7 protein-coding genes are annotated in these 13896 nt (G+C 50.3%); 2 read left to right on the forward strand and 5 right to left on the reverse strand.

Annotation, left to right across the window (positions count from 1 at the left end; genetic code table 11):
- Window positions 1–276, reverse strand: a 276-nt coding sequence (locus H6F80_RS29475) for a hypothetical protein (protein ID WP_206755106.1), incomplete at its 3' end; no start/stop codon positions are given.
- 387 nt (window positions 277–663) lie between these two features.
- A complete protein-coding gene (locus H6F80_RS22205; protein ID WP_190793711.1) occupies window positions 664–1752 on the reverse strand; it encodes a RuBisCO accumulation factor 1 in 1089 nt (362 codons plus the stop codon).
- Between the two features lie 63 nt (window positions 1753–1815).
- On the opposite strand from H6F80_RS22205, the gene H6F80_RS22210 reads away from it, so the two are divergent.
- Complete coding sequence (locus tag H6F80_RS22210) at window positions 1816–2013, forward strand: hypothetical protein (RefSeq protein ID WP_190793712.1); 198 nt, start codon at window positions 1816–1818, stop codon at window positions 2011–2013.
- Window positions 2014–2036: 23 nt separating this feature from the next.
- On the opposite strand, the gene H6F80_RS22215 is transcribed toward H6F80_RS22210, so the two are convergent.
- On the reverse strand, window positions 2037–8405 hold the full coding sequence (locus H6F80_RS22215; protein WP_199296744.1) for a non-ribosomal peptide synthetase: 6369 nt from the start codon (window positions 8403–8405) through the stop codon (window positions 2037–2039).
- Window positions 8402–11737 carry a non-ribosomal peptide synthetase gene (locus H6F80_RS22220; RefSeq protein WP_347277911.1) on the reverse strand — a complete coding sequence of 1112 codons (3336 nt, stop codon included), beginning with the start codon at window positions 11735–11737 and terminating at the stop codon, window positions 8402–8404. Before H6F80_RS22220 ends, H6F80_RS22215 begins: the two co-directional genes overlap by 4 nt.
- Before the next feature lie 147 nt (window positions 11738–11884).
- Between H6F80_RS22220 and H6F80_RS22225 the strand changes: the two genes are divergently transcribed.
- Window positions 11885–12049, forward strand: a complete 165-nt coding sequence (locus H6F80_RS22225) for a hypothetical protein (protein ID WP_190793713.1) — start codon at window positions 11885–11887, stop codon at window positions 12047–12049.
- A 161-nt stretch (window positions 12050–12210) separates the two neighbouring features.
- Here the strand turns inward: H6F80_RS22225 and H6F80_RS22230 are convergent, their stop codons facing one another.
- On the reverse strand, window positions 12211–13845 hold the full coding sequence (locus tag H6F80_RS22230) for a sensor histidine kinase (protein WP_190793714.1): 1635 nt from the start codon (window positions 13843–13845) through the stop codon (window positions 12211–12213).
- Window positions 13846–13896 lie beyond the last annotated feature (51 nt).

Here is a 13896-nt window from a genome sequence, read left to right on the forward strand (position 1 = left end):
CCCCTGCCCTTTAATCAAAGCAGAAAAGCTTGAGACGCAGAATGGCATCAGATATAACCTGAATGTTTGCCAGGGATCACTTCTGCCAGTCTTGCCAGAAGAAACACTGAATAAGAGACCTGTCCCAATGACCGCACTGATACCAATTGAATTAATCCATATCTTCAGCGAAGGATCGAAATAGAAATAAAGGATTACAAGGTACCAAATGAGATAGCACCAGAGAATCGCTTTATCTAACTTGATTTCATCAAGATATTGAATCAACCCTTTCATACATTACTGAACTACAGCAACGACATTCTTTAATTTCGCCACAACTAGGCAAATGGCTCTTTGTGCGTTAGCTGCAAAACTGAGAAAGAATTGATAACAGACCAACAAAAACGGTGCTACCTTTAAGCTTCTTCAAAGTAGAACTATCTCACTAATTACCATGAGCTTTCTGTATAGGATGCAGTTTTCCTACCCATCTCCGTCAAGCTCAACCTCGCATACCTCACAGAGACGAGCGGGATCGTCAACATCAACTACCCCCTTGAATCAAGATAGAGCATGAGTAGACATCGGAGGGGATAAGGCAAAGCCAGGCTTGTTTGCCTTACCATCGATCGCTTTTGCGACACAGCAACCTATCTTCATCCTGATCGATCGCAGTAAACACTACTCATCAATCTGCCACAGCTCCTTGTTGTATCCTTCATCCAGCACCTTCTTTGGACGCAAAACTAAAATCACGCGACCCAGCAACGTTTTCTCTGGAGCTTCCTCAAACCAATCAATCTGAATCTGTCCATCCTGCTCGATTGCAAAGTAGCTGTTGTCCTGCCATTCGCGTTCCGCCCGATCGATCACAATCATCACTTCTTCGATCGTTTCTAAGTCATTATTGGGAAGCCGATCAGTGTCTGCCAAAAACGCAACCGGATCTTCTGCCGCAAAAATCACCTGCCAACCCGGTAAGCTAACCCATACTCCTGTGCCCGAAAACTGAACAAGCTGAAACGTTCCCTGCGGCTCGACCAGCGGCACTGCCTGAAGATCGGCGATCGCCAGCGGTAATTTCCCTACCACAGGCAAAATTCGTGGCTGCTCAGTCGCAGACTCCAACCGATAAAAAGGCAATCGCGGAGCAGGACGACTGCGCGTAACCGAAAAATCAGTTAACAACTTTTCAACCTGCTTTCGGGCAGTCTCACTCTCCGCAAACCGCAACGCCTGGGCAATAAGGCGCGATCGTGCCTGAAGGTCAGTCTGCTGCCGCGCTAGCTTCCAGTAGTAGTAGGCAATTCCATCGCCAGCCGCAGCGGTAAACCCCGTAGGCGGATTAGAGAGCCGCGAATACTCCTTCATCGCTTTCGCCACATCCCGCGCCGCTTCTGAATCGATTCCTTTTTCAACCGCCAGGGTCGCCGCCGCTGCCCGATCTGCTTGAGTTAAGATTCGAAATTCATATAGCGTATCGCTTCCAGTCCGCTCGAACCGCGTCAGCACGTCTGGACTCACCGTTCCAGAGGCGATCGACTGATAAACCTGAGCTGCCACAATCACCTGATTTTGCTGAACTGGCTCAAATCCCGTTTCCTCAAAAATTTGCTGCGGCGAATAGCCTGCCTTCTGCAACTGCTGACAGGCTTGCCCCCAGACAACCCAATTTTCCTCTTTGCGTCGGAGTTGCTTCAGCAGAACGGCTGCCGCTTCGCTATCTAATGAATTCGACTGCTCCGAAGAGTCGGGCGGTAAAACAGACATAAAACCAAACCTGGCAAACTTCACTTTAAATTTTAGAAGTTGGTGGGGCGATCGCTCTCCCTCATGCAACAATCTGTCGAAATTGCAGGAGCGATGCAAGGCTGTTTCTCCCAAGGCGATACGAAGCAGTTCCTGCTTTGGAGCGATCGAGCCCAGCAAGGATGGACTTTATTCCGCCCACCGACTTACCTGCACTGGCGACGATTTGGCAGCAATACTTGCGTCGCTTTGAGATCGATCGAGCTAGTTTTGGGGCGTTAGATCTGCAACGTTTCAAACTGCTTCTAGGAAAGATAGGCTTGAAGCTGCTGCGCTAGAACCTGCACGTGGGGCAGTTTAAGCATCGATAAATGATTGCCCGGAACAGAATGCACCTGAACTCGATCGCATAATTGACTCCAGCCCAGCGTGGGGTCAGAACTGCCGTAGTCCGAGGGATTCGTCGCTTTGAAGAGGGTTACAGAGCCAGGATAGAAGTGCGGCATATAGCGATAAGCTGCCTGACTGTTTGCATAAAAAATTCGCATCAGCGGCACGATCGCCGATTCATCTTGGAGTCGGAGCCGCGCATCGGGCATCAGGCGCGTAATTGCAGACCATTGCCAGCGCGAATACCAGGATTTCCAGCGTTGCGATTGGGGCAAAGCATTCGGCAGGGTATTCAGGACAGGAAATCGATTAGTGACGATCGCGCCATAGTCTAACAAGAACGGCAGCGTAGACCAGAGCGCAGTTTTCAGCAAAAACTTGAGGCTCTGTACCAGAGAGGGCTGCTGATGGGCAAGGGGGGCGGGCGTATCGAGAATTGCTAACAGCGCAACGGTTTCACCTGCCTGGGTAAGCTGCTGCGCCATCTCGAAGGCAACCAGCCCACCAAAAGACCATCCGCCCAGAAAATAGGGTCCGTGAGGCTGAACGGCTCGCATCGCTGTAATGTAATAGGCTGCCATCGCCTCGATCCGGTTAAACGGCAGATGTTTTCCGTCTAATCCGAGCGGCTGAAGCCCATAAAAACTGCGATTCACTGCTGAACTAGTTTCTAAAAGCTGCGCCAGTTCTAGATAGGGAAACACCACGCCAAATATCGGGTGCACACAGAAAAAGGGCGATCGCGTAACGCTCCCAGGACGATATCGATTTCCCTCAACGGTTAGGGGAACTAGCGGCGATCGGGCTTTTGCAAAGTTACTATTGATAATTTGATCAGTTAGTCGATCGCCATTCGATCGCGGAACGATTTCTAAATTAGATTTAACAGCCTCAGATTTAACAGCCTCAGCTACAACTGATTGATCAAGCCGTGAATATTGATAGTTCGACGACAAGGATACCAGCGTTGATGACTGAGCCAATCTCTCTGTCTTTGTTCGGACTGTGTCTGTTCGGGCTATGTCTGTTTGAGCTGTGTCTGTTTGAAAATCGCTTTCTGACCGCTTCGATCGCTGCCATCGATAAACCGATCGTTCCAGACGCCCAATCGGCGGAGACTGTATGAGGGTGCTATCGCGAAGTCTGTCAATCGCTGGAGCAAGTTGGGCGATCGTGGGAGTTTCAAAGACACGGCGGAGCGGGAGTTCTACCTCAAAGCGATCGCGAATCCGCGAAGTCATCTGGGTTGCCAGCAGCGAATGTCCACCCAGTTCAAAAAAGCTGTCGTGAATGTGGATTTGCTGAAGCCGCAGCAGCTCTTTCCAAATGTCGATCAGGGCGAGTTCGGTAGGAGTTTGGCTTGCGTCATTGGCGAGAAGATTTGGGCTTGGAGTCGATTCAAGCGATTGCCAGTCGAATTCATTCTGTTCGAGCAGGGCAGCGCGATCGATCTTGCCGTTGGGGGTGAGGGGAAGGGTTTCGAGCGGCACAAAGGCAGTGGGAATCATGTAATCAGGTAGGGCTTGTCCCAGAAAAGCGCGAAGTTCAGGAATAAGCTGCCGGGCAACCTGAGACTGAAGTGGATTATTGGTATAGCGATGCCAGGATGAATTCTGGGACAAATCCTGAGATGAATTATTCTGCTGAATTGTGCGTGAATGAATTGGTGAATTGAGCGGTGAATGAGTCGCAAAATTAACTTCTGAGGCAATGCCATTTCTAATTTCATTCTTGATGTCATTTCTAATTTCATTCCGAATCAAAACAACATCATAGGTTCCGGCTTGGGAATCGCTCGACCAGCTTATTTCAACCTGATAAGGCAAAACCTTTTCTAGATCCCACCAATCTTGTGGATCAATCGCAGTTTTAACAGAATTCTGTAGCTTTTCCCGAAATTTTCCTACTGTTTTAGGTAATGCTTTACTTGATAGCCATTCAGCCGTTTGTACAGCATTATCAACACGAGCGTTAGCAATATTCCTTACCCCAAACCGATCAGGCTGATGCTCAAGCAAGTATTTTTGCGTATCGCTGACGGTTATCTTTTGAGTTTTCCAGTCTATCCATTGCATTTGCTGCAAAGGTGATCCGAAGCAGTTCTTCTTTTCGGGGAATTGGAATTCGTTCTCAGATAAATCATGCTGACCGATGTGCAGCAACACGTTATAGCGAAACTGTGTCATTTCGTTATGGCTGCGACCACGCGCAAGGCGAATCTGTACCCGATGAATCCTGGGAAACGCATCGCGCAGGGCATAAAAAAAGGCAGGATCGATCGCCAGCTCTGATTCTTCAAACTGCGATCGTTCAACCTGCTGGCGAAGCTGAGTTCGTTCTGTAGTTTCATCAGCCTGAGACAAACCGACCCAGGCATGAAAAGCCTTCAGCAGCGGCAGGCTTCGCACATCGCCCAGAAACACTGTGCCGCCCGGACGCACTGCCTCGATCGCCCCTGCAATGACCTGCATTAAGTAATCCACATCAGGAAAATATTGCACCACCGAATTGAGAATCACGGCATCAAACGCAGACGATGCAACGCCCTCAAAATCCGCTGCCGATCGATGCAATAATTTCACCTGAGACAATCCTCGATCGTTCACCTGCCGCTGCACCGTCTCCAGCGAAACCGTCGAAAAATCGATGCCCCAGTAAGCCTCGCAGTGCGGCGCAATTTGAAAGAGCAGTAGCCCTGTGCCGCAACCAATTTCTAGCACTTGTTTAGGATGAAGAGCGAGAATTTGCTGCACGCGATCGTCTACCCATTCGCGCATCTGGGCTGCCGGAATTGGCTCTCCAGTGTAGCTGCTGTTCCAGCCTGTGATGTTGAATGCCGGATCAGCCGGACGATCAGGCGATCGATAGGTCTGGTTGTAGAGCGTCTGCCAGTGCTGGATTTGCTGGGCTTGAAGTAAGCCTGGTGTCGATTGTGTGCTGCCAGAATTGGAGTCGCCAGCGTTAAAAATCAAGGGACGAGTCAGACTGAAATAGGCAAGCAGCCGCTTGGCGTGGGAGGCTTCGCCCGTTGCTAAAACGATTGCCTCCTGAACTGCCGGATGACTTTGCAGGGCAGTTTCAATCTCGCCCGGTTCGACCCGAAATCCGCGAATTTTAATTTGATCGTCCGATCGTCCACAAAATTCTAAATTGCCATCTGCCCGATAGCGCACCCGATCACCCGTGCGATAGAGTCTCGCCCCCGAACTCGACAGACTGGCATCAAACGGATTGGCCTCAAACGGACTGGAAATAAACCGGCTCGCCAGTTCAGGACGATTCAAATAGCCTCGTGCAACGCCTGCCCCGCCGATGTAGAGTTCGCCCACCACGCCGATCGGCACAGGCTGAAGCGCATCATCCAGCACATACACCTGCATATTCGCCACCGGACGACCAATCAGCGGTGCATCACCGGGACACAGTTCGGCAACCGTTGCCCAAATCGTAGTTTCTGTGGGTCCGTAGGCATTGAAGAAGCGGCGATTGGCTGCCCAGCGATCGATCACCGGACGGGGACAGGCTTCGCCTCCGGTAATCAGCGTTTGCAGCGCAGGCAGATCTGCAGACGGCAGCACCGCCAACACCGCCGGAGTGAGCAGCGCGTGGGTAATTGCATGATCCTGCAAAAACCTGACCAGAGCGGCTCCGGGCAACTGAACAGACTGCGGCGGAATGTAGAGCGTCCCCCCTGAACCGATCGCCAGCGCAATCTCAAACACTGATGCATCAAAGCTAAGCGAACTAAACTGAAGCACCCGAATTTTGCTGGATGAATCAGCAGGTAAATCAAAAGCTTGACGCTGTGCTGCCACCACATTGCACAGTCCACGATGGGTAATCAGCACTCCTTTCGGCGTTCCAGTCGAACCGGAAGTATAAATCACGTACGCCAGCGAATCCCGGGTAAAAAAGGGAGAATTGCCCCCTAAATCTTCCAACGTTGGAGAACTTTGAGCGTCAGAATCATCAAGCTCGGTTCCTTCCAGATCGGTTCCTTCCAGAATTGAGGGGTTAAAGGGACGGCTGAGATTTGAATTCAGCACTGAAACTTTAACTTTTTCATTCACCGCAAGCGGCTGATCGAGACAGATGATTTGCGCCTGCGATCGCGGCAAGGTTTCCCGTAGCCAGGATTGCGTCAGCAGAACGTTCATTTGTGTATCGGTCAAGATAAACTCAATGCGATAGGTGGGATAGCTGGGGTCGATCGGCACATAGGCTGCCCCTGTTTTGAGAATGCCAAGAATGCCGATGATCAAGTCAGCCGATCGATCGACACACAATCCGACTAAATCATTAGGCTGTGCTCCAATTTGTTTGAGCGTATTCGCTAAGCGATCAGCTCGATCATTCAATTCAGCGTAACTGAGGGATTCCGATTCGGTGACTAAAGCAATTCTTTCAGGAAACTGATTGGCCTGTCTTTCAAATAAATGATGAAAACCGAAATGATAAAAACTGCGATCGTTTAGAAATTCGGTTGCCGTTTGATTCCACTTCACCACAAGCTGCTGATGTTCGGCAGGGGTGAGCAATGGCAGGTCTGACAGCCGTGCGTCGGGATTGGCAACAATACCATGCAACAGGGTTTGAAAATGTTCGACAAATCGGTGAATTGTGGCGCGATCGAAGAGGTCGGTGCTGTAGGAAATAAAGCCGCTTAAGCCTGCCTCAGACTGCCACAGGCTGCTTAACCCGTGCGACGGCTGCCACAGATGCACCTCCAGATCAAAGCGAGTTGTCTGCGGCTCCAGTGGCACAGGTTCCAGGCGAACTCCGGGTAATTCCAACGGCTGCATCGGCGCATTTTGCAGCGCAAAGGCAACCTGAAACAGGGGATTCCCGCTCAAATCTCGCTCTGGGTCAAGCTCCTCGACCAGCTTTTCAAACGGCAAGTCCTGATGCTGATACGCCTCTAACGCCACATTTCGCACCCGCCCCAGCAATTCTCGAAACGTGGGATTGCCCGACAAGTCCGAGCGCATCACCAGACTGTTCACAAAGAAGCCGATTAACTCCTCGAACTCGCTGCGGTGACGGTTGGCAATTGGTGAGCCGATCGCAATATCGGTTTGTCCAGTGTAGCGGTGCAACAACGTTTGAAACGCCGCCAGCAGGGTCATAAACAAAGACACTCCTTCCTGCTGACAGAGTGCCTCGATCGCCCCGGTCAAAGTCGGAGAAAAGCGAAGGGGAAAGGTTGCGCCCCGATAGGTCTGCATCGCAGGACGCGGACGGTCAATCGGTAAATCTAGCCGTGAAACGTCCTGGAGCTGCTTGCGCCAGTAAGCCAACTGATTCTCCAACACTTCGCCCTGAAGCCACTGCCGCTGCCAGCAGGCAAAGTCTGCATATTGAATGGGTAATGGAGCAAGAGCTGCCGATCGTCCTTGAATGCCGACTTGATAAAGCTCAGCCAACTCCCGAATCAGCACACCCAGCGACCAGCCATCTGCCACGATATGATGCAGCGTTAACAGCAAAATCGCCTCCGACTCGTCAAATTGCAGCAGCGTCACCCGCATCGGTAAATCGGTACTTAGATTAAAGGGACGCTGGGCTTCGGCGGTGATGAATTGTTGCAGGATATGTTCTCTATCGCTTCGCAGTTTTTTCAGGAAAGCATCGCTGGGGGCAATTGTTTGCGTTGCAGTTTTCTGCAAGGACGATCGTAAATCAACAACAGGAATTGTAATTCTGGCTTCTGGTTCAACCACCTGCACAGGTTCACGATTTGCGGTGGTAAAAGTCGTTCGCAGAGCAGCATGACGACGGACTATCTCGTTAAACGATCGCTCCAGCACAGAGCAATTGAGCGATCCGGTTAGCCGAATTGCTGCAGGCACATTGTAAAAAGGATTATCGGGCGCAATTTGATATAGAAACCATAATCGCTGCTGAGCAAACGACAAGGGAAATACTGTTTCTGAAGAATTAAGTGGAATAGACTGGGATAGGGTTTGCGGAACACAATTTTGAACAATATTTTGAGAACCGGGTTGAAAGTCCGGTTGAGAATCGGGTTGAAGGCCTGGTTGAAAGTCTGGCTGAGAATCGGGTTGAGAATCTTGCTGTAGATTATGCTGTAGAAAATTGATAATCTCTGCTTTGCGATCGATTAACTGCTGCCTCAGTTCAGAAGTTAAAACCCCTGTTGGAGCATTGCAGCGGAGACGCGGCGATAAAGTCAAACCCTCCGAGATAGGCGATTCCACAACCGCTAACTGCACATCTAGACGTTGCAGCTCTGCCAAAAATTCGGCGATCGAACGATGGCTCATAGCTCAATCTCCTCACGGGACGGCATTGCGGCTGATAATTGAGTCAACGACTGAAACTGAGACAAATCCACGTCCGGCATTGCCTCAATTTTTTGTGCTAGAGCTGCGATCGTCGGCGTTTCAAACACGGTTCTTAAAGGAATTTCCACCCGGAATCGATCGCGTAGCCGCGACACAAGCTGAGTTGCCAGCAGCGAATGACCGCCCAGTTCAAAAAAATTGTCGTGAATGCCTGCTTCCCGTCCCAAAAGCTGTCGCCATAGATCGACTAAAACCTGCTCTAGCGAAGTGGTGGGCGCAGTTGCCGTGACTGGATCGATCGATGTCAGGGTAGGCAGGGGCAGGGCGCGATGATTTACTTTGCCATTGGGCGTGAGGGGGAGCGCATCCAGAACCACAAACGCCGCAGGCAGCAGATAGGCAGGCAATTTTGCTTTGAGAAAAGAGCGCAGCTCCAGTTCTGTGACCGATAATCGCTTCACAGTTTTGGGAACGACATAGGCAATCAGTTGGCGATCGGCTTCGATTTCGCGCACGGTCAGGAGTGCCGCCTCAATTTCTGGATGCTGAAGTAAAGCTGTTTCAATTTCGCCCAACTCAATCCGAAAGCCGCGAATTTTAACCTGATAGTCAGTTCGCCCCAAAAACTCAAGATTTCCATCGGTGTCATAACGGGCACGATCGCCTGTTTTATATAATCGCTGCTGATTCACCGGATGATCAATAAAGCGTTCCTGAGTTAACTGCGGTTGGTTCAGATATCCCTGCGCTAATCCATCACCGCCTAGATAAATCTCACCAATAATTCCAGGGGGGACGGGCATTAAATTTGTATCCAGCACATACACCTGCGTATTCGCAATTGCCTTACCGATCAGAATCGTAACTGCATTCTCCGGCACATTCTCAACTTCATACCAGGTTGAAAAAGTTGTGTTTTCGGTGGGACCATACACATGAATTAAATGCTGCGGTTTACCCTGCTCCAGAATCGTTCTGACGCGATCGGGATTGGCTGCCTCGCCACCAAACAAAAGATAAGTGAGCGATCGAAACGCCGCGGGAATTTGGCTCACCGTTTGATTCAGCAAAGCCGTGGTGAGAAACATTGCATCAATCTGCTGCTCTTGCAGTGCTGCGGCAAAGTCTGCCGGAGACAGGGTAATATCTCGCTCAATTCCCACCAGACAAGCTCCGTTAAGCAACGCACCCCAGATTTCAAACGTTGCTGCATCAAATGCCAGATTTGCCGCCTGTGCCATTCGCATTTCTGGTTTAATTTGCACATAGTTTGTATCGCACACCAAGCGGACGATCGCCCGATGCGAAACCATCACGCCTTTGGGAGTTCCCGTCGAACCAGACGTGTACATTACATAAGCAAGCGGATTGTTGGGGCAGCGATTTGCTAAATTCTCCTCAGACTCTTGTGCGATCGTCTGCCATTCCTGCTCTAAAGCAATCACCTTAACGTCATTCTCAAATAAATTCTGCCACCGCAACTGCGTGATCACGATTGGAACTTCAGAATCCTCCAACATAAAACGCAACCGTTCCGGCGGATAGTCAGGATCGAGCGGTAGGTAGGCTGCCCCAGCTTTCAAAACTGCCAGTATCGCAGCGATCGTTTCTGCAGATTGTCCCAGGCAGATTCCTACGCGCATTCCCGCCTCAATTCCAAGCTTTTGCAAATAGCGGGCAAGCTGGTTACTGCCTTGGTTCAGTTCCCGGTAGGTAAACTGCTGCTGTCCAAACTGAACGGCAATCGCATGCGATCGCTGCCTCACCTGGGTTTCAAACAGCTCATGCACCGTCCAATTTTCCGGGTAGTCGGTCTGGGTTTGGTTCCAGAGGCTCCACTGCTGCTGTTGCTCTGCCTGCGTCATTAAAGGCAACATCGATAGGCGCGAGTCTGGATTGGTCACAACGCCTTCTAACAGCCATTGAAACTGCTGCCGCAACCGGACAATCGCCGCATCGTCAAACAAATCCCGGTGATAGACCAATACGCCCCGCAACCCCTCAGACTGCTGCCATCCCTTGCCCCACAGACTTCTAAAGTTGCCGTCACACTTCCAGACATACAGTTCCAGATCAAAGCGCGTTGTTTCCGTTTCAAATGCCACCGGGCTGAGCGTTAATCCCGGCAGTTCAAGTTGCGTCATCGGCGTATTTTGCAGCGCAAACACCACCTGAAACAGCGGATTTTGATTCAAACTGCGGACGGGCTGCAATTCCTCGACTAGCTTTTCAAACGGCACATCCTGATGGGCATACGCCGCCAATGTCACTTCCCGCACTCGATCGAGCAGCACCCGAAAGGGGGGATCGTCCGACAAATTCGATCGCAGCACTAGGCTATTCACCAGAAACCCGATCAGTCCCTCCAGCTCACTGCGATGACGATTCGCAATGGGTGAACCGATCGCAATATCCGTTTGTCCAGTGTAACGGTGCAGTAATGTCTGAAACGCCGCCAGCAGGGTCATAAACAGCGTTACGCCTGCCGCCTGGCTCAGCTCCTCTAGTTGATCAAGCAAGCCCTGAGGCAGCTCCAGCAGTTGGCTGGCTCCCCGATTACTTTGCCTGCTGGGATGCCCCCCCAATCCGTTGAGCACAGGCAAATTGAGCCGGGGCACATCTTTGAGCTGCTGACGCCAGTAGCGAAGCTGAGCATTCAACACCTCTCCCTGCAACCATTCCCGCTGCCAGCCAGCAAAATCTGCATATTGAATGGACAAGGCTGGCAACTCCGACGGGCGATCGTTCACTGCTGCTGCATAAAATTCACCCAGTTCTCGAATCAAAACCCCGCTCGACCACTCATCAAAAATAATGTGATGCAGCGCGATTAGCAGCAAATGATCGGTTTCTCCCAACCGCCACAGCCCTAGTCGAAACAGCGGACCCTGAGTCAGATCAAACGGCTGCTGCGCTCGCGCTCGAATCTGTATCAGCGCAATTTCTTCTCGGCTGCTTTCCAGTTCTTCAGCGAGAAAATCGCCTTCTGGCAAGCTCTGAAGCTCAACCAATGGCAGAGCAACCGAAGCCCAATCGCAAACCACCTGAACCAGTTGCCCATCGACCACATCAAAGGCAGTTCGCAGCACTTCATGACGATGAACGATCGCCTCCAGGCTAGATTCCAGTGCCGCTCGATTCAAAACGCCTGTCAGCTTTAAGATAATCGGGATTGTGTAGAACGAAGCCCCTGGCATTAGCTGATCAATAAACCAGAGTCGCTGCTGAGCGAACGAAGCCGGAAACACAAAAACCTCTTCCTCAGCCCAGTCAGAAGCCAGGTTGAAATTGCTTTGCTTACAATCAGCCACGCCATCCCCCGTTTTACCCCACTCTGTTTTAAGGGAAAATCCGAGCGAAAAATTGTCCTCTAGGATAGATTGACAGTTCAATTAATGTATCTTTTTGCTGCGATCGAATTGAATTTCTTGTAAGAGGATGTTTGAAAAGTCATCGCTGTGATCCAAACTGCCCCCTCGCCTCCGATTCTGAGCAAACCCGATGGGTCACTTGGCATGAGCATCGCCATTCGAGGAAGCAAGACCGCAAAGGCAAGACAGACGGGGTACAAGCCCCAGAGCCATCCAAGCGAGGCTGCGATCGCCGCAAACGGGACACTTTAGACTGCCGCATTGAGCTCTCTCAAATCGTTACTTTCTCGGATTGAAACCGTCTGAGATTTCTACACCACTAAGCTTCTCAGATATTCTCTAACCGGTTTGTATAACCAATTTGTACGATACCACCACGCCAATTGACATGGCATTAAGCCAGTTCCTAAAAATCAAAGTGTTGAAGGAAGACAAAACTTAAAGGTCGTACCGATTCCAACACAACTTTCAACCGTAATCTTTCCTTCCATTGCGCTAATCAGCTGATTAACGATTGCTAATCCTAATCCAGTTCCAGGAATCTTGCCTACATTCCTTGCTCGGTGGAAGAACTCAAATAAATGGGGTTGGTCTTCTGGGGGAATGCCAATTCCTTCATCCTGAACATGGAAAAGCACCTGTGACTCCTGACAACTGACTCGAAACTGAATTCTGCTCCCTTCAGGCGAGTACTTCATTGCATTAGAGAGTAGATTAACGAGAACCTGTCGCAGCAGTTTTTCATCCAGGTAAACGCAATGGTCTGTATAGTTGCTTGTAAAGGCGATCGTCTGTCGGCTCCCCGCGTGCAATTGCATTTGATTCACGAGGTCGTGACAAAACTTAGATAGGTCTAGAGCAACAGGCTTCGATTGAATCTTTCCAGCTTCAGCTTGACCAACAATCAGGATGTCTTCAAGCAGTGATTTCATTTCCTTCGCTGCTGTTTGAATACATTTGAGTCGTTCTAGTCTTTCTGCCTCGCTCCAACGATGGCTGTAATGTTCCAACAGTTCAGCTGCAAGCATAATTGTACTGAGGGGGCTACCAAATTCATGAGAAGCCATCGAAATAAACTGAGATTTCAATGCTCTCAGCTCCTTTTCTTGAGCTAGAGCTTGCTGCATCTGTCGTTCGGTTTGCTTGCGCTTGGTGATATCCCGCACCATGCCCCGATACCCTTGGAGCCTGCCTTCTTCATTCAAAATAGGACAACCACTCGTTTCGAGTTCAACAGCATGCCCGTTTTTGTGAAGCAGGACTTTTTCTAATCCAACAAAAGGAGTTTGCTGAGCGATGAAGGGACTCAGAAGGATAGAAAATTGCTTGGCTTCTTTTGCAGCCATAAAGTCGAACGTCGTTTTCCCCAAGACTTCTTCAGCTCGACATCCTAGAATGTCAAACACTTTGGGATTGGTGTAGGTAAAGCGACCGTCAAGGTCAATTTCCCAGACCCAATCATTTGCCTGTTCGACCAGGTTGCGAAACTTGGCTTCGCTCTGACGCAGTGCCAATTCAGCCGCCTTGCATTCCTCTGCCAGTAACACCGATTTCATCAGGCTATGCCGCAGCTCTAGTTGAGTAACGACCTGTTGACCTAGAACCTGCAGAACTTCAATTTGCTGAGGCGTGAGTGTACGAGGAACTCGATCAATTACACAGAGCGTTCCCAATACTTCTCCGGTGGGAGTGAGCAAAGGCATCCCCGCATAAAAGCGGATCGTCGGGTTGGGAGTCACGAGTGGATGGGTTGCAAATCGTTCATCCTCCAGTGCGTCTGGTACTATCAACACTTCGCGCTGTAAGATGGTATGGCTAAAGAATGCAATATCGTGGGCAGTTTCTGTGGCTTCTAGCCCCACCTTTGACTTAAACCAGTGGTGATGAGCATCAATAAGACTGATCAGGGCGATCGGTGCACCACACAAGTGCGCGGCCAGGCGGGTAAGGTCGTCAAAGGCAGCTTCAGGTTCAGTCTCTAAAATGCCATACTGCGAGAGGGCACAAAGCCTTACTGATTCATACTTAGGCGAAGGAGCTATCTGCATACAATTCCAATCTTCATACAATTCCAATCTTAAGGACGGCTAGCACAAGCC

The sequence above is a fragment of the Leptolyngbya sp. FACHB-711 genome (assembly GCF_014695615.1).
Taxonomy (GTDB): domain Bacteria; phylum Cyanobacteriota; class Cyanobacteriia; order Elainellales; family Elainellaceae; genus Leptolyngbya_A.

Bases quoted from the DNA above. Each gene is read 5' to 3' on its own strand.
- H6F80_RS22205 (WP_190793711.1), bottom strand. From the start codon at position 1,752: ATGTCTGTTTTACCGCCCGACTCTTCGGAGCAGTCGAATTCATTAGAT.
- H6F80_RS22210 (WP_190793712.1), top strand. From the start codon at position 1,816: ATGCAACAATCTGTCGAAATTGCAGGAGCGATGCAAGGCTGTTTCTCC.
- H6F80_RS22215 (WP_199296744.1), bottom strand. From the start codon at position 8,405: ATGAGCCATCGTTCGATCGCCGAATTTTTGGCAGAGCTGCAACGTCTA.
- H6F80_RS22230 (WP_190793714.1), bottom strand. From the start codon at position 13,845: ATGCAGATAGCTCCTTCGCCTAAGTATGAATCAGTAAGGCTTTGTGCC.